Below are 17,171 nucleotides of genomic sequence, written 5' to 3'. Positions count from 1 at the left end.
AGTCCGGCTACGTCGTTGGATCCCAAGAGAGGTGGACTTGGACTCGCTCCTGGCGACTAGGGGTCCGCGACGGTCATGATCGACCTTGTGGTTGGGCGAGATGACCTGAATGTGAACTGCAACTCCGAGCACGAGGAGCCCACTTCATGACCAATGACGACCGGACGAAGAAGTTGCCGGCGTACCGCCCTATCGACGCCAGGGGTTTCAGGGAATCCATCTCGCGGAGCTGGGGTCCGGTGGACCGATCGGTGGCGGTGCCGAAAGGGCTGGCCGAGGCCGCCGCCGACCATCGGCGCAAGCTGACGGCCGCGCTGCCGGGCCAGCGGATCGCCCTCGGCGCCGGCCGGGCGCCGGTCCGCTCGAACGACACCGACTACCAGTTCCGCGCCGACAGCGACTTCGTCTGGCTGACCGGATGCCAGGCAGAAGGTGCCGTACTGGTGATCTCCGCGGACGGCGACTCCACGCTGTACCTGCGGGAGACGGCCGGCCCGGAGGAGGCCGACTTCTTTGCGAACGCCCGCGATGGCGAGCTCTGGATCGGCCCGGTGCCGGGACTGAAGGACTGGTCGGACGCCTTGCAGATCGCCTGCCGCCCGATCGAGGAGCTGCCCATGGCGGTCCGCGGCACGCTTCCGTTCATCTTGTCGGTCCCCGGCGTCGAGCCGATGCTCGATGGGCTGGTGAAGACGTCGCCGACCGACCGCAACTCGCTACGCCAGACCCTGGCCGAGCTGCGCCGGGTCAAGGATGACTGGGAGCTGGACCAGCTGCGCGAGGCCGTCGCGGCCAGCGTGCTCGCCTTCGCGGACGTCGCCCGCGAGCTCCCCGAAGCCATCCGGGGCGGCGGCGAGCGCTGGCTGGAGGGCACCTTCTACCGCCGGGCACGGACGGCCGGTAACGACGTCGGCTACGCCTCGATCGTTGCCGCCGGCAGGCATGCGCCGGTGCTGCACTGGGTCCGCAACGACGGCCCGGTGAACGAGGGTGACGTGATCCTGCTCGACGCCGGTGTCGAGACCCGCACCCTCTACACCGCCGACGTGACCCGAACGTTCCCGGCCACCGGCGAGTACACCGACGCGCAGCGGCAGGTCCACGATCTCGTCCACAAAGCCCAGCTGGCCGCGCTCGAGGCGGTCAAGGTCGGAGCGCAGTACCGCGCCTTCCAGTACGAAGCGATGCGAGTGCTCGCCGAGGGACTGCGCGACTGGGGCCTGCTCGACGCCACGATCGACGAACTGCTCGGCCCGGACGGGCAGCAGCACCGGCGGTACATCGTCTGCGGGACCGGGCACTACATCGGCCTCGACGTCCACGACTGCGCCGCGTCCCGGCCCGAGGCGTACATCGACGCCACCATCGAGGCCGGGATGGCACTCGCCGTCGAGCCCGGGCTGTACTTCCACCCGAACGACGAGACCGTACCGCCGGAGCTGCGCGGTATCGGCATCCGGATCGAGGACAACGTCGTGGTGCATGCCGACCGCCTGGAGATCCTTACCAAGGACCTGCCGATCACCACCGACGGGCTGGAGCAGTGGACCAGGTCGCGGCTCGGTTCTCGGTGAGCGAACTCGGCCACGCTCTCTCTTAAGCCTCCTCGATCGCCACCGCGCGGTCCGCGCCGCCGGATCCAAAGCGGAGCGCCGCACAGCTGCTTCCCTCCTCCAGCTGTGCGGCGGCACCGGCATCGACCACTGCGAGGCAAGGCGTCAGCTCACCGCAGCAGGCCCTTCATCTCGCCGGTGGGCTCGAGAGCTCGGACTTCGCCCAGTTGTGGGATCGCTATGACGTCAAAGGGAACTCCGGTGGAGTGAAGAGGTTCCATCACCCCCGACGTCGGCGCCATCAACCTCGAACGAAGGCCTCGTTTCCCGGGCGAGGGGTCAGCGCGACTGGCGCCGCCTTGCGCAGCCGCGGCGGCTGGGGAGAACCCCCGGAAGCTCTCGGGGGGCCGCCGCCTGGTGCGCGTTGCACCGAAGTCGGGAGTGTGAACACATGCACTTCCTCCGCAAAACTGGCGTCGTTTCCTTCGGCGCCCTCACGTTCGGTATCGCCTGGATTCCTTGGATCGTGCTCGCCGCGACGCACACGGATATCTCGACCGGTACGGGTGCGGTGGTGTTCGCCGTGGCGGCGAGCGGGCCATCGATCGCTGCGGTCGCCCTCTGGCTCCGCCGCCCCGGCGTACGCATTGCGGCTCGCACTCGGCCACGGGTCTCCTGGGCGTGCCTGGCCCTGATGGGGGGCGCGTTATCGCCGGCGGCTGCGGCGGTGATCCTCGACCCGGCCAGCATCGCCACACACGCGTCCTCGACCGTCGCGAGCGTCGGAGGGTGGCTGGGTGTCGTCGCATACACCCTGGTGTCGGGACCGCTCTCAGAGGAATTCGGCTGGCGGGGCTATCTGCAACCACGTTTGCGGCTCGTCATGCACCATCCGCTGGCGCTCACCGCGGTCATCGGAGCGACCTGGGCGTGCTGGCACCTGCCGCTCTTCTTCGTACCCGGCACCAGGCAGCACGACGATGGACTCCTGTCCTACTCCGGTCTGTGTCTGCTCGCCTCGTTCTTCCCCCTGAGCTTCGTCGCCCTGCTCCTCACGGAGCGGCTGCGCGGCGGCGTCCCCGCCGCGATCCTGCTGCACGCGGCCTGGAACATGACCGGCGCGCTGATGCCGCCGACCCGAGGCGCCGGCGCCGTACTACAACTGGCGGTACTGGTCGCCGTCGCGCTCCTCCTCGGCGCCTGGTGGCGCCGCCATCCCGCGCCCACCGCGACTCCGGCGCTGTGGGGCCACGGGGAATCCGGGCGCCTCGATCGGGAGCCAGCCAAGCGCATGTGAACAAGACACAAATACGGTCGTGGTTGCTCTGGAGACTGTTCGTTTCGGCGGCTCGGTTGATCTCACTGTGGACCGGCGAAGCTCGGCAAAGCTCACTGCCTCGGGCTATGTCGGCGCCTGCCTCTACGGTCCCGACCGGGTGTCATCACTCCACGTGGGGGGTTGGTCGAGATGGGTGGGACGGGTTCGGCAGGTTCGCAGACAGCAGGTCGGGACGACAACTGGAGCCCACCTGACCTGAGTGGTGTCGTGGCGGTGGTGACGGGGGCGAATCGGGGCGCAGGCCGTGGGATCGCTCGCGTACTTGGCGAGTGCGGAGCGACCGTCTACGTCACCGGGCGAAGCCGCGCGGAGGCTGCTGGCGAGGATCTGAGCCTGGCCGAGACGGCTCGCATGGTGTCAGAGCGAGGCGGCACCGGCATCGCGTTTGAGGTGGACCACGCCGTCGACGCCGAGGTAGAGGTGCTGTTTTCGAAGGTACGGCACGAGCAGGGTCGGCTCGACGTCCTGGTCAACAACGCATGGGCCGGCTACAGCATCGACGATGGCACTTTGGACGAGCCGTTCTGGCAACAGCCCATGCTCAGGTTCGATCGGATGTGGACCGTCGGTGTCCGGTCACATCTGGTTGCCACTCGGCTCGGGCTTCCACTGATGCTCGCCGCCGGGCGCGGCCTGGTGGTCAACACCACGTTGATGTTCGATCTGGGCGAGGATGTCGGCGCCCTTACCGGGGCATCGCCCGCGATCCTGCAGAAGCCGCCAGGCGAGACCCACGCGGGAACCGCGCTCTTCTATCGCACGGCGAAGCTGGCTATCAACCAGATGGTGCTGTACATGGCCAAGGATCTTTCATGGTCCGGACATGACGTCGCTGTTGTGGCGCTGTCCCCTGGCTTCATGCGCACCGAGGAGATCATGGAAGGCTTTGGCACCAACGCGCAGGGTTGGCACACCCTGCCCGAGCTCAAGCCCACCGAGTCAACCGACTTGACCGGCAGGGCGGTGGCAGCGCTTGCGGCTGACGAGGCCGTACTCGAAAAGTCCGGTCAGACGCTGGGCACCCGCGAGCTTGCCCGGCAGTACGGGTTCACCGACGTGGACGGAAGGGTGCCGCCCGACTGGGCTTAGGGGCATGCGACCTGGTGGTCGTGGTCCGGGGGCCACGCGCTCGCTGGGGTTGTGTCGAGGAAAGCGTAAGTCTAACCTTACCGTTCGTGGGTACTTACGGAGATGGTGAGGGGTTGGGGCTCCTCGGCGACGCGACTCGGCGTGCGATCTTCGAGCTACTGGCCAGGCGTCCACGATCGGTGGGCGAACTGGCGGAGGAGCTGCCGATCAGCCGTCCGGCCGTGTCTCAGCATCTGCGTGTCCTCAAGGAGGGCGGCCTGGTCGTCGACCAGGCCGAGGGCACCCGCCGTGTCTACCGGCTGAATCCGGATGGGGTGACCGCCCTGCGGGCGTACCTGGAGCGCATCTGGGACGACGCACTCACGGCGTTCCACAAGGCCGCCGAAGTGGCCCCCGACGACCCCGAACAGGAGAACTCATGAGCACCGAACCCGCCATCCCGGATCTGCACGGAACCGTCACCGTTGCCGCACCAGTCGAACGGGCATTCCACGTCTTCACCGACTCGTTCAACACCTGGTGGCCGTCTGACTTCCAGATCGGAGCAGCGGATCTGGCTGAGGCCGTCCTGGAACCTCGCGAAGGTGGACGGTGGTACGAACGCGGCACCGACGGCAGCGAGTCCGACTGGGGACGGGTGCTGGTCTGGGAGCCACCGCACCGGCTGGTCGTGACCTGGCAGATCAACGGCCAATGGCAGTTCGACCCCGATCCCGAGCACGCCAGCGAGATCGAGGTGCGGTTCACCGCGGACGGGCCCGAGCAGACCAGGGTAGAACTGCAACACCGGTTCCTCGACCGTCTCGTCGATGGCCAGGCTCTGCGCGACGGGATCAGCAACGGTGGCGGATGGCGCACCGTTCTCCTGGAGCGGTTCGCCCGCGCCGTGGTGGTGATGCCCGTGGTGGTGATGTCCGTGGTGGTTCGAGTGGTGGTGGTCTGCCATGCCTCAAGGCGGCAGCGAGCGGGGAGTAGTCCACCGATTCCCTGCGTACCCCGCCCGCGCCGACCGGCCCTCCGGAGCGGTGAGGCGCGGGACGGGGTCAGGCAGCGGACGGCGAGCGGCGGCCGCATCGGCGGCATGAGTTCGGGCCCTGGAGTTGTCCGGATACGGACGTCGCGTGACGGTCTGGTTCTGGGCGCCGTTACTTCCTGCGGATCTTGTCCGGTCTGTATCGCTGTCAGCTGGGGTGGGAAGTCGTCATGTCTGCCTGGGTTCGTCGTGCCCGAAGTACCCGGTTCAGGTTGCCCCGGCGGGTCACCTCGCCGGTGCCGGCCCCGACCATCGCATGAGGGGACAGCGTGACCTGGACACGAGCACCCGCAGGGTGGCCTTGTCCAGACGAGCGGTGTTGTTGGCGGGACTCGCGGTCGCGGGTTGTGGCCAGGTGGAACGACCGACCATCCGGACCGTCAGCCGCGAGGAGTCAGGTGACCCGGAGGCCGATGCGCTCCGGGCGATCCTCGACCGTAGGGCGAAGGCCCTGCGAAACGCGGACGAGCGAGCCTTTCTCGCCGACCTCGACGAGCGGAACAAACGCCTGATCAGCGAGCAGAAGAGGCTCTTCGCCAACCTGCGGCAGTTCGAGTTCACCAACTTCTCCTATGTCCTGGACAGGTCCACCCACATTGCGGAGGGTGGCGGTCACCTTTTCAAACCGGTGATCCAGATCACCCAGCTCGTCACCGACACCGGCCCCGGCAGTGTCGCCCCCGCGGAGACGTTCCAGTTCAAGCTGGAGACGCAGGGTGGTAAGCGGATCGTCACCGACGTCCGAGGACTGTCCGTGGACAGCCTCGGGGACATGGTCCTGGGCAGCCCGATGGCCGATGCGCCCTGGAACTTCACGGCTCTGCGCGTCATCCGTGCGGGCAAGGCTTGGCTGGTCGGCGACTCCAGCGTCGCCGATCTCGACCGCTATGCCGCCGCGGCGCGGACCCATCTGCACGAGGTCGAAGCCATCTGGGGCAACCGGCTGAAGTTCCCCGGCTACGTGCTGTTCTTCACGAGGAACATCGAGAATTTTAAGAAGTGGTACAGCATCGGCGCGTTCGGCAACTTCAACCCCGCAGTTGAGGGTGTCGAGATTCCCTTGCAGGGTGTACGCCGGAACGGCGAAGTGTACGCGGGTCAGTACGCCGGATCACGCATCGTCGTCAGCCTCGAGGGCGGCACCACCCCGCGAGACGACCCGGAGATCGTGATGCGGCACGAGTTGGCCCACGCCGTGACCGCGCGGGCGACCATCGTGGGAGGCTCGTACCTCTCCCAGCAGGCATCGGCACCCCAGTGGGCGGTCGAGGGTTTCGCCCGGTGGGTGGAAACCGTGGACAACCCGGAGCGATTGGCGTTCTCACGTTACGTGGTGAGGGTGGCGGTCGAGACCGGCTACTTCTCCGGGCGGCCGCCGTCCTCGAAGGACTTCTACGGAGAGAAGGGCGTCTTCAACTACGACCTCGGCGCATCGGTGTACCGCTTCATCGCACGGGTCCGGGGCCAGGACACCGCGGTCGAGTTCTACACCCGGGTGATCGCGCACGCCGAGGAGCCCGACTCACCCTTGACCGCGACGCCCGTCTTCGACGAGATCTGCTGGGACGTGCTCGGCATGCGGAGATCCGCCTTCCTCCAGCGGTGGGCCGACTTCGTGAGGAGGGGCGACTGATGGCCGAGACGCCGCATCCCCACAGCCGGCCGCCCGCAGACGCCCGACCGCCGTCCGGGCACTGGCAGCAGCCGCCCCCGGGTGGACAACCGCCCCCTGGTGGACAACCGCCTCCGGGTGGTCAGCCGCCTCCGGATGGACCGTCGCCGGGAAGGCACCTGCCGCCCCGACCGAGTGCGCCATGGCAGCAGCCTCCGGGTGGGCCGCCGCCGCGACCGGGCGCGCCGTGGCCGCAGCCGCCGCAGGGCAGGCACCTGCCCCCGCGACCGAGCGGACCGGCCCACACCCTGCCACCGCACGCGAGGCACCTGCCCCCGCGACCGAGTGGACCGTCGCAGCAGCCGCCAGCAGTAGATCAGCCATGGCCGAACCAGCCGCGGCCGAACGAGCCGTGGCCGAACCAGCCGCGGCCGGCGCCAAGCGTCCATGCGGCTGCCGATGCCCCTCCGCCTCGCCGCCGGGGCCGGATCCTGGCGCTCACCCTGCTGGTGGGCCTGTTCGCGTGCGTGGCAGGCGGGATCGGAAGCTACGCCATGGCGAGTGATGCGACGCCCGACTTCGGTCCGGTGAACTGCGAACGCTCGGAGAGGACCTGCGTCCCGAACCTTCGGGCTGCGACCGTCATCGGCAGGTTGAAGGCACAGGGTCACACATGTAAGGCGAGTGCTGACAGGTGGACATGTGTGCTGCAGATCGGAGTTACGGAGTACACCTTCTCGCTGTGGGAGGTTCGCGGTCAGGTTCGCGCGTACTCCGCGCGTGTCAGCAGCGCCGAGATCGGCCCGTTCGACAACACGTTCGCACCGCCGAGCAAGACGGCGATGGCCTACATGTTGTGGTCGGCGGGGTTGCCCTACGCCCATGACAGGGAGTTCGCCGCACAGATCAGAACCTGGCTCAGCCGACAGGTGGAAGGCGGAGGTACGACCGTCGCGGACGTCGGCGGCTACACCTACAAGGTCGACGCGTCGGAGCCGCAGATCTTCAACCTCGACGTGGAAGCGGTGACGCCAGAATGATCCCAGCACCTACGGCTGCCAGGCGTCGGCCACGGGTACTGCTGACCGTTGCCGTGAGCGTCCTCGCGTTGCTGGTAGGCGGATCCGCCGGGGTGGCGCTCGGAAGCACCTTGGGCTCCAGGCAGAACGGTCCCACCTCCACGCCGACGCTCACCCGCGACTTTCCCCACGCGGATCAGAGTTATCTGCGCGGCGTGACCGTCGGCGCCATCACCGAGGACTGGCTGGTGAAGACCAGGTCGTGGAAGTGCGAGTTGTCCGGTACCGGCGTTGGACTCCTCAACGGAGCGCTGAAACGCACCGCCTGCACCCCGCGCGACGACACCGTGCAGGGCCTCAGGGTCAATGTCGAGTACGACGACGACAGGCGGGTGCGGGAGGTGAACCTCCTGTGCGATCGAGGCCCGGGCACCAAGATCTGCGCGGAGCTGTTCACGGGTCTCGCGGGTGTTCTGTTGGCGAGAGACGACGGGCTGCGCAGGCAGGCCTTGGCATGGGCGACCGCGAACGTCGACAACGACGACGCGACCGTGATCGGCAACGTCCGACTGGTCGCCACGCTCTCACCGCACTACCTGCGGTGCACGGCAGCAGCCTGACTGGTCCTCCGCGGCGGGCCCAGCCCATGTGAGAAACCCGTGTTAACGGCGTGGGCCTGGCTTGGTCCGGGAGACCAGGGCCTGTCGGACCGCCTAGCCTGAGTTGACAGCACTGGTTCCCGCCCACCCCGGGTATATGGGTGACCGATTTCAGAAGTGACTGCCATGGACCTTCAGCTCGAGGGCAAGGTCGCCGTCGTCACCGGCGCGAGCAAGGGCATCGGCCTTGCCATCGCCGACGGCTTCGCCCGCGAAGGCGCCCACGTCGTCGCCGGCAGCCGGAGCATGACTCCCGAGCTCGAAGGGCTCCGCGAGACCTACGGCGTCACCGCGGTCTCGGTCGACCTGTCCACGGCTGACGGACCGGACGCACTCGTCCGGCACGCGGTGGACCAGTACGGCGGGCTCGACGTTCTGATCAACGGGTTGGGCGCCGGGACGCCACGCTCGAGCTTTCTGGACATCGACGACGCCGAGTGGCAGCGGATCTTCAACCTGATCCTGTTCAGCGCGGTCCGGGCCAGCCGCGCCGCGCTTCCCCACCTGTTGGACGCGGATGGGAGTTCCATCATCAACATCAGCTCCGTCAACGCGCGCCTGCCATTCCCCATGGTCGTGGACTACTCCGCGGCCAAGGCCGGGCTAAGCAACCTGGGCAAGTCCCTGTCCGAGGAGTTCGCACCGCGAGGCGTCCGGGTCAACGCGATCTGCCCGGGACCGGTTCGCACCCCCTTCTGGACCGCGCCAGGTGGCTTCGCCGATGCCACAGCGGCCCAGGCCGGCACCACTGCGCAGGAAGCCATCGACGTAGTCGTGCCACAGACCATGGGCATCTCCACAGGGCGAGTCACCGAAGCCCACGAAGTCGCCGACCTGGCTCTCTTCCTCGCCTCCCCCGCTGGCCGGCAACATCACCGGAGCCGAGTTCACCATCGACGGCGGGCAAGTCAAGACGTTGTGATCCCTTGCCCCTCCCCGCGCACCCGGTTGCCGAACACCGGGCGGTAGGCATGTGACCAGTCCCTCGCGGACGTTCAGATCAGGGATCCTTCGGTAGCCGTTAGGCAGGTTGGAACAGTTCGACCAGGTTGCCGGCGGGGTCGGCGAGCAGGATCTGGCGGCCGCCGGGGCCGGCGACCAAGTCGCTGTGGAAGGACAGTCCGGCAGCGCGAAGCCGGGCGATCTCGGCGTCCAGGTCGTCGACGGTCAGGTGGATGCGGTTGCGGCCGGCGCCGGCGGACTCGGCGGGTGTGGCGCGGGCGCCGGAGCTGGCGGGTCCCGACAGCAGCAGGCGGAGTGGCCCGCGTACGACGTCGGCGAAAGCGGGTGCAGCGCTGCTGTTCAGGGTGAAGCCGAGGTGGTTGGTGTAGAAGTCGATGCCCGCCTGGACGTTGTCGACGAGGTAGCGGACGCTGGCGTACTGCTCGGTGGTCGTCATGTCGTGAACTCCTCAGGTGTTCGTCGTGGTGAGGACGGGCAGCAGGTAATGGATGCGCTTGTCGATGTCCGCGGCAGCACGACCGAAGGCGGCATGGGTGGACTGTTCGTTGGCACCGGCCGTCGCGGGGTCGGGGATGCTCCAGTGGACTCGCCGCGAGTCGTCGCCGAACTCGGGGCAGACCTCTCGGGCCTTGTCGCACAAGGTGATCACGAAGTTGAACCGGCGGCCGCGCAGGGTGTCCAGATGGCGAGGCTGCTGCTCGCCGATGTCGATGCCGTAGTCATCACGCAGCACCTGGACCGCCTGGGGGTGCAGACGCGGCTTGGGTCTGCTGCCGGCGCTGCGCGCGGTCACACGGCCGCCCGTGTGGTGGCGCAGCAGCGCCTCGGCGATCGGTGATCGGGCGCTGTTGCCGGTGCACACGAACAGCACCGCGGAACGGGGCCACCGCTGTGGGGCGGCTGGCGACTCCGATGGCGCGGCGTCGCGGCGCAGCGCCGGATGCAGAGCGGCCTCGGTCGCGGCCAGGGCCTGCGCGCTGCGCTCCAGGTCCAGCCGGTAGTAGCTGTCGCGACCGTCGAAACTGCTGCGGCTGGCGGCGACCAGCCCGCCGTCGCGCAGCAGCCGAAGGTGGTAGGAGACCAGATTCTGCGGCGCTTCGACCAGTGCCATGAGCTCGCGGACACGCAGGTCGCTGGCGGCGAGCTCGGTCAACAGCCGCCAGCGCAGTGGATGCGCGGCCAGGCGCACAAACGCGGGGACGGCTTGACTCGAGGACGCCATGACCAGGACGATACATCAAACTCATTTGATGGAATGCCTGTTTGTGGAGGTGGGCTGTGGCGTCCCGAACGCAGCGTCGTCGGGAAGCTGGATCGGGCAAGCCATCTCACGGCAGAGGCGACCAGCTCGCGCGCCGCTTGGGTACCGGGGACGCGGTGGTGATCGGGCTTGGGTCAATGATCGGGGCGGGCGTGTTCGCCGCGTTCGGGCCCGCTGCGCGTGCTGCCGGCACGGGCCTGCTGATCGGGCTGGTGATCGCCGCGTTGATCGCGTACTGCAACGCGGTCGCCTCCGCACAACTCGCGGCGGCCTACCCGACCTCCGGCGGCACCTACATCTATGGCCGCGAGCGCCTCGGACACTGGTGGGGGTTTACGGCGGGATGGGGTTTCGTGGTCGGCAAGACTGCCTCCTGCGCCGCCATGGCACTCACGTTCGCCACCTACGCGGTCCCCGGTCCCTGGTGGGCGCAACGCGCCGTTGCCGTCGCGGGTGTACTGGGGCTGGCCGCGCTCAACTACCGCGGCGTGACCAAGACCGTCCTACTCACCCGTGTGCTTGTCGCCACCAGCCTGACCGCCTTGGCCGTCGTGGTGGTCGGCATCGCGGCAGGCGGACACGCCAACGCGGAGCACCTGGGCGGCTGGTCAGCCGTTGGCGCCGGCGGCGCCTACGGCACCCTCCAGGCCGCGGGGCTGCTGTTCTTCGCCTTCGCCGGCTACGCCCGCGTCGCCACCATGGCCGAGGAAGTCCGCGATCCGCGCCGTACCATTCCCCGCGCGATCCCGATCGCACTGTTCATCACTGTGGCCGTCTACCTGGTGGTCGGTGTCGCGGCGCTGCTGGCCGCCGGGCCGCACGTGCTCGCCGCCGCAACCGCTCCGCTGACCGCCGCAGTCGAATCGGCAGGTGCCGGCGCTCTGGCTCCAGTGATGCGGGTGGGCGGCGCGCTGGCAGCGCTGGGCGCGCTGCTGGCCCTGATCGCCGGCATCGGCCGCACCAGCCTGGCCATGGCACGCCACCGCGACCTGCCCGGCTGGCTCGCCGCCGTCCATCCCCGAAACCAGGTACCACACCACGCGGAGATCGCCCTGGCCGTCGTCGTCAGCGCCCTCGTCGCCACCGTCGACCTGCGCGGCGTGATCGGCTTCTCCTCGTTCGGCGTACTCGCCTACTACGCCATCGCCAACGCATCCGCGTTCACCCAACCCGCGGCAGATCGCCGCTGGCCACGCTGGCTCAACCTGCTCGGCGCCGCCGGCTGTCTGACCCTGGTCGCCACGCTGCCCTGGCAATCCGTACTCGCCGGCGCGGTCATGTTCGCCGCGGGCCTGGCCGGTCGGTGGCTGATTCTGCGACGCAAGACCGCCAACGCCCGTCGGTCAGCGGCGACCTGAGACCGCCTTGCCAGTCGCGTCGAAGGCTCCAGGTCTCGACGCTGCCACCTACGATGCGGACGATGAAGACCCCGTTGTAGGTGATGCTGGATACGTACGTGGTGAGATGCCCTGTACTCGCCTTGATGGGCCCGGCATCCGTGTTCCTGCGACGTCGGTCAGGCGCCGGGCGATCACACGCCGAGGCGGTGATGAATCCTGGGCTGTTGCGGGAGCCCGACCCGGCGGCTACCTGTCGGACAGATGAGATGGCGGATAGTCGCGGGCTGTTCCAACCTGTGGACTTTCGCCCTTGCCGCGTAACTGTTCATCGCTGCTTTCCGTAGGTAAATCGCACGGCCTTCCGGCGCCTTGGGGGATGCACCGAAGAACGTGTCGTTGCGCTGAGGTGGCGTAACAGATTGTTGATCCCTGGGGGGAAGCGATGCGTTTTCTGGGTGCCTCATACGTTGAGCCGATGTCGGTTCGGTGACTGGGTGAGAGTGCACGGCGACAGGAAGGACTTCCCAGAGGTCGCCTCCATAGCTACTGCCCGCGCGACTCGTGCGAGCCGGCGCGCAGCTCTTCAGCGTCCGTCCGCCGTTGTCAGGCGTAGACCCGTCACCGCGGTCCTGCTTTTCAGCGCAGTCGCAGCCGCCGTGGCAGCGAAGTGGTCCTACTACGGCTCCGTCGCCTGGTTCACCGCCGTGTTCTTCGGCATCGTCGGCGTCAAGCTGTTGTTGTCACTACTGCCGACGCGGCGTTGGCCCGACCCGAACCCATCGATGCGTCTCGGTGTCATCGTGACGGTCTACAACGAGGATCCGGCGTTGCTGAGGCGCTGCATCGACTCGATCCTGACGCAGACCTACCAGCCCACCCGGATCCTCATCGTCGACGACTGCTCCACGAACCTCGACGCCTACGACATCGCACGCGTGTACGCCACCTTCGATCCGCGGATCAGGGTGGTCCGCCAGCCCGTCAACCTGGGCAAGCGCGAGGGCCTGGCGGTCGGCTTCCACACCATGGACGACGTTGACGTGTACCTGTGCCTGGACTCGGATTCGTTCCTGGAACCGAACGCGATCTATGAGGGGATGCGGCCGTTCCGGTCGAAGCGCGTCACCGCTGTGACCGGCCTCGTGCTGCCACTCAACTATGACAAGAGCATCCTGACGCGATTTCAGGACATCCTCTACGTCAACTCCTTCCTCAACGACCGCACCGCCACCTCCCGCTTCCAGTCGGTCCTGTGTGTGTGCGGCGCGATCGCCTTCTACCGGCGTGACGTCATGGTCAAGTACCTCGACGACTTCCTCACGCAGACGTTCCTCGGCAAGCCGGCACTGAACGGGGAAGACCGACGGCTGACGAACTACTGCCTGCGGGAAGGGCGCGTCGTGTTCGTCGAATCGGCGATCGCGCACACCGCGGTGCCCGAGAAGTTCAACCACTTCATACGCCAGCAAGCCCGCTGGGGCAGAAGTTTCTTCCGTGAGTCGCTGTGGCTTCTCACGCATCGCAGTCCAGCCCGCGCCGCCTGGTGGTTCACCTTCATCGACGTCGCGCAGTGGGCCGTGTACTCCACCTTCCTCCTGGTCGTCGCGGTCGTTCATCCGATCACGACCGGGGGAGGGCTGCTGATCGGTCCCTACCTGATGTTCATCGGGCTGATGTCGGCCGCGCGAGCCATCCGGTACTTCGACATGCGCCGTTTCGACCAGTCCATCTGGTCCCGGCTCACCACGGCCGCGGTCGCCCCGCTCTACGGCTACTTCCACCTGGCCGTGATGTTCCCGGTGCGGCTCTACTCGTTCGCCACGATGCGTGTCGGCAAGTGGGGATCCCGACAGCAGGTCGAGGTGTCTCTGACGCCACCACCTGAAACGAAGCCCCAGCAGGCAGCGGCTTAGCCGGCAACGTCCATCAGCGTCGCGTCATGGCGTCTCCCCCAAGGCTTGTGCATTGATCAAGGTCGCGCCTCACGCCGTCCCGGCCGAGACTGGGCCTGACCTGTCTGGGTCCTAGGGCTGGGCCCGTCGCTGATCAGGCGTACGTCCCCTGTTGGCTGGGTCGTGTCCCAGAACCGGTTCGACGTAGCCAGAGCCATGGTCGAGTTGGTAGTTGAGGTTCATCGCCGCGGTGATGAGAGCGAGGTGGCTGAAGGCCTGGGGGAAGTTGCCGATCTGCTCGCCGGTAGGTGCGATTTCCTCGGAGTACAGGCCGAGGTGGTTACAGTAGGTCAGCACTTTCTCGAAGGTGAGTCTGGCCTCTTCGAGGCGTCCTGACCGGGCGAGTGCGTCGACATACCAGAAGGTGCACATGGTGAAGGTGCCTTCGGAGCCACGAAGTCCGTCCGGTGAGGCCAGCGGGTCGTAGCGATAGACCAGGCTGTCGGAGACGAGCTCGTTGTCGATGGCGTGCAGGGTGGACTGCCACATGGGGTCGTGGGGGCCGATGAATTCGACGAGCGGCATATAGAGCAGGGACGCGTCGAGTACGTCCGTTGTGTAGTGCTGGACGAACGCCTGGCGGCTCTCGTTGAAACCGTGGTCCATGATCTGGTCGTAGACCTTGTCGCGAATTGCGGTCCAGCGGCTGATGTTGGCCGGACGGCCACGGTTCTGAGCGAGCCGGATGGCGCGATCGAAGGCGACCCAGGTCATGAGTCGGCCGTACACGAAGTCCTGGCGACCGCCGCGGGTCTCCCAGATCCCGTCGTCGGGCTGGTCCCAGTGGTCGCAGAGCCACTCGACCACGTCGATGGTGTTGCGCCAGGCCTTGTGGGACATACGCAGGTCGTGGGAGTCGGCGAGGTACAGCGAGTCCAGAGCTTCGCCGTAGATGTCGAGCTGGAGTTGGTCGGCGGCGGCGTTGCCGATACGGATCGGACTGGAGCCTTTGTAGCCCTCGAAGTGATCGAGGACCTCTTCCTTCAGGTTCGGGGACCCGTCGATCCGGTACATGATCTGCAATGCGCCCGAGTCCTCCGAGGCGTTGCGGACCCGGTCGCCCAGCCACCTGAGGAACGCCTGCGCTTCGGAGGTGAATCCGAGCCCCAACAGTGCGTACACCGAGAACGAGGCGTCGCGTACCCAGGTGAAACGGTAGTCCCAGTTGCGTTCGCCACCGACCTGTTCGGGCAGGCCTGCGGTGGGCGCGGCGACGAGGGCGCCAGTCGGCGCGTAGGTCATGAGCTTCAGGGTCATTGCGGAGCGCTCCACGATCTCGCGCCAGCGGCCACGGTATCGGGACTGGCCGATCCAGGAGCGCCAGAAGTCGCGGGTCTGTTCGAACAGCTCGGTCAGCTCGGCCGGTGGGATCACGCGTACAGGGCCGGTGGGTGCGGTCTCGAGCATGAGGCCACCGACGTCGCCGGTAGCCAGGTCCGCCACGAGTTCGATGCCGTGGTCCGTGCGGTGCACGTCTTCCTCCCGCACCAGGCGCTTGTCCGGAAACCTCGAGGCGCAGACACTCATCGTCATGGTCGGGCTGCGGAAGAGGGCACCGCCGGGCGTCACGTCGATCTCGGCCCGGTCCCGGCCGTAGTTGAACCGTGGCTCGCAAAGGAGACGGAATCGCATCTGGCCGCGAACTACTCGTACCATCCGCACCAGTCGGTGTCGGTCAGTGGCCTGATCGCCAGCTATGGGGGCAAAGTTGATGACTTCACCTACCCCATCAGCACTCAGGAACCGTGTTACCACGATCGGCGTTCCGGGCAGATATAGCTGCCTGGTCACATAGTCCGTTCCTACCGGGGCGATTCGGAAACTGCCGCCACGCTTCTGATCGAGGAGGGCGGCGAAGATGCTGGGTGAGTCGAATCGCGGGGCACAGAACCAGTCGATCGTGCCGTCGGTCGCCACCAGGGCAGCTGTCTGCAGATCACCGATCAGCGCGTGATCCGCTATCGCTGGATAACTATCCATTCAAGCCCTCCCAATGTGTGCGCGTTTGGCATCTACGACACGATCCAGACAGGCAGCCGCCACGGGCGTCGCATTGCTGCGGAAAGCGGGTCAAGACCGGCGGCAGATTCCTCTTGAAGTCAAGGGAATCACTTGTCGAAGCTTCCGCAGGACAAAATGAAGATGTAAGCGCGTGGCGCGTGGGGTGGTCGGGCGCCGGCCGTCCTGGAATACGTCCAACTGTGGACGATCAGGTCGTTCGCGGCTGTGACCAACGCCAGCAGATCGGCGGCGACAAGGAGCAGCAGCGCATCGTCAGGAGATAGAACGCGATGCCTCCGGCTACCGCTCGGATCCGGTCAGGACCGTCGCTGGCGTCGGTGTGCCGCTGGCCGGCGGTCATCGCCGAGATCGATGCCCGAGCTGCGGCGCGGCATCGACGAGCTCACGACTCGAGCTGGACCCGTGGATCCTGATGCAGGCACTGGACCCGTACTCCTTGCCACAGTGGATACAGGGCAAGAAGGGACGCTTAGCCGCGCTGGCCCTGGTTACCCGGTCTGAGCGCGCCGTAGGCCCTCTTCGTAGATCGGCGCGAATCCCGCCATCGAAGGCAGACGTCGCGCTTCGCTGGGTTCGAAGAGCGCGCGGTCGAAGCTTTCGGATTGGGCTCGAACGGGCTGAGCTCGATCAGCCTGCATCGGAAGTAGACCTGGCAGTCGATTGGGTGGGGCCAACGGTAGTCAGGTGGCTTCGGGAAGAACTTCTGAAGCTCCTGGTATCCGATCAGTTCGATGACCTCTACCTTCGCCGATGCCTCCTCCCGAACCTCACGGACGGCAGCGTGCTCGGGAGTTTCTCCTGGGTCGATGCATCCGCCGGTGAGGTTCCAGTCTCGGTCCCGGAGCCGCGTCAGCAGTAACCTGTTGCCCTCGAACGCAAGGCCGAAGGCTGTCGCACACCGCTCAAGTGGTGGCAGCTCGTCCGCGATGTATGTCCGTCCCTTGGCCTGGGGCAACCAGGGGATGTCGCGCTGGACCTGCACCAGTCGCTTCATGAACTCCTCCATGTCCAGGTTCGACGTAGGGCGATGATTCGGGCGTCCAGCCAGCGATCATGCCTAGGGTCGGCGGTGGTGGGTAATCGCGTCCGAGGCGTGGACGCCTAGCTCCGGTCAATGTGGAGAGGAAGGGTCTGCCGCCATCGAGGCGGGGCGCGGCGGCCCGTTCGGGACCGCCCTTGTTAGCCGGACAGGGTCGTCCGATGCACTAGTCGGTGCATCAGCCCATTCAGCATCCGAGACGGTCCACGAGCTGGTTCGGGTTATCAGGGCGATCAGGAGGGCGACGTCGCACGGGAAACAGGGTTGGCGAGACCGTGACCGCCGGCCAT

Annotated in this window: 15 protein-coding genes; 11 read left to right on the top strand and 4 right to left on the bottom strand. The window is 67.1% G+C overall.

The window, feature by feature from the left end; all coding sequences use genetic code 11:
• The first annotated feature begins 146 nt into the window (after nt 1-146).
• The 9 genes from HEB94_RS07290 (at nt 147) to HEB94_RS07250 (ending at nt 9,273) form a co-directional block, all read left to right on the top strand.
• Nucleotides 147-1,574: an aminopeptidase P family protein gene (locus HEB94_RS07290; RefSeq protein ID WP_192749203.1), complete on the top strand. Its 1,428-nt coding sequence runs from the start codon at nt 147-149 to the stop codon at nt 1,572-1,574.
• A gap of 430 nt (nt 1,575-2,004) precedes the next feature.
• Entirely contained in the window at nt 2,005-2,850 is an 846-nt protein-coding gene (locus HEB94_RS07285; RefSeq protein ID WP_192749202.1) for a CPBP family intramembrane glutamic endopeptidase, read from the top strand.
• A gap of 249 nt (nt 2,851-3,099) precedes the next feature.
• Entirely contained in the window at nt 3,100-3,981 is an 882-nt protein-coding gene (locus HEB94_RS07280) for an SDR family NAD(P)-dependent oxidoreductase (protein ID WP_202896187.1), read from the top strand.
• Nucleotides 3,982-4,067: 86 nt separating this feature from the next.
• Complete coding sequence (locus HEB94_RS07275) at nt 4,068-4,403, top strand: metalloregulator ArsR/SmtB family transcription factor (protein ID WP_192749200.1); 336 nt, start codon at nt 4,068-4,070, stop codon at nt 4,401-4,403.
• Nucleotides 4,400-5,287, top strand: coding sequence for an SRPBCC family protein (locus HEB94_RS07270; RefSeq protein WP_192749199.1), 888 nt, complete (start codon nt 4,400-4,402; stop codon nt 5,285-5,287). The genes HEB94_RS07275 and HEB94_RS07270 overlap by 4 nt, the downstream gene beginning before the upstream one ends.
• On the top strand, nt 5,271-6,647 hold the full coding sequence (locus HEB94_RS07265; RefSeq protein WP_192749198.1) for a hypothetical protein: 1,377 nt from the start codon (nt 5,271-5,273) through the stop codon (nt 6,645-6,647). Before HEB94_RS07270 ends, HEB94_RS07265 begins: the two co-directional genes overlap by 17 nt.
• Before the next feature lie 683 nt (nt 6,648-7,330).
• Entirely contained in the window at nt 7,331-7,666 is a 336-nt protein-coding gene (locus HEB94_RS07260) for a hypothetical protein (RefSeq protein WP_192749197.1), read from the top strand.
• Nucleotides 7,663-8,265: a hypothetical protein gene (locus HEB94_RS07255; protein WP_192749196.1), complete on the top strand. Its 603-nt coding sequence runs from the start codon at nt 7,663-7,665 to the stop codon at nt 8,263-8,265. The genes HEB94_RS07260 and HEB94_RS07255 overlap by 4 nt, the downstream gene beginning before the upstream one ends.
• Before the next feature lie 165 nt (nt 8,266-8,430).
• Nucleotides 8,431-9,273 carry an SDR family NAD(P)-dependent oxidoreductase gene (locus tag HEB94_RS07250; RefSeq protein ID WP_238361456.1) on the top strand — a complete coding sequence of 281 codons (843 nt, stop codon included), beginning with the start codon at nt 8,431-8,433 and terminating at the stop codon, nt 9,271-9,273.
• A gap of 52 nt (nt 9,274-9,325) precedes the next feature.
• Here the strand turns inward: HEB94_RS07250 and HEB94_RS07245 are convergent, their stop codons facing one another.
• The gene (locus tag HEB94_RS07245) at nt 9,326-9,703 is read right to left on the bottom strand and encodes a VOC family protein (protein WP_192749195.1); all 378 of its coding nucleotides are present in this window, start codon (nt 9,701-9,703) and stop codon (nt 9,326-9,328) included.
• Nucleotides 9,704-9,715: 12 nt separating this feature from the next.
• Nucleotides 9,716-10,489, bottom strand: a complete 774-nt coding sequence (locus HEB94_RS07240; RefSeq protein ID WP_192749194.1) for an arsenate reductase/protein-tyrosine-phosphatase family protein — start codon at nt 10,487-10,489, stop codon at nt 9,716-9,718.
• A 137-nt stretch (nt 10,490-10,626) separates the two neighbouring features.
• Here HEB94_RS07240 and HEB94_RS07235 point away from each other — a divergent pair, with 137 nt between their 5' ends.
• Together HEB94_RS07235 and HEB94_RS07230 are read left to right on the top strand one after the other, a co-directional pair.
• Complete coding sequence (locus tag HEB94_RS07235) at nt 10,627-11,886, top strand: APC family permease (RefSeq protein WP_273375035.1); 1,260 nt, start codon at nt 10,627-10,629, stop codon at nt 11,884-11,886.
• A 638-nt stretch (nt 11,887-12,524) separates the two neighbouring features.
• Complete coding sequence (locus HEB94_RS07230) at nt 12,525-13,781, top strand: glycosyltransferase (RefSeq protein WP_192749193.1); 1,257 nt, start codon at nt 12,525-12,527, stop codon at nt 13,779-13,781.
• A gap of 111 nt (nt 13,782-13,892) precedes the next feature.
• Here the strand turns inward: HEB94_RS07230 and HEB94_RS07225 are convergent, their stop codons facing one another.
• Nucleotides 13,893-15,800 (bottom strand): glycoside hydrolase family 15 protein, encoded by a 1,908-nt coding sequence (locus tag HEB94_RS07225; protein WP_192749192.1) that lies wholly within the window; start codon nt 15,798-15,800, stop codon nt 13,893-13,895.
• A 511-nt stretch (nt 15,801-16,311) separates the two neighbouring features.
• Nucleotides 16,312-16,848, bottom strand: coding sequence for an NUDIX hydrolase (locus HEB94_RS07220; RefSeq protein WP_192749191.1), 537 nt, complete (start codon nt 16,846-16,848; stop codon nt 16,312-16,314).
• Nucleotides 16,849-17,171 lie beyond the last annotated feature (323 nt).

Source organism: Actinopolymorpha pittospori, assembly GCF_014873875.1.
Classification (GTDB): domain Bacteria; phylum Actinomycetota; class Actinomycetes; order Propionibacteriales; family Actinopolymorphaceae; genus Actinopolymorpha; species Actinopolymorpha pittospori.
This window is presented reverse-complemented; position numbering and strand designations above follow the sequence as displayed.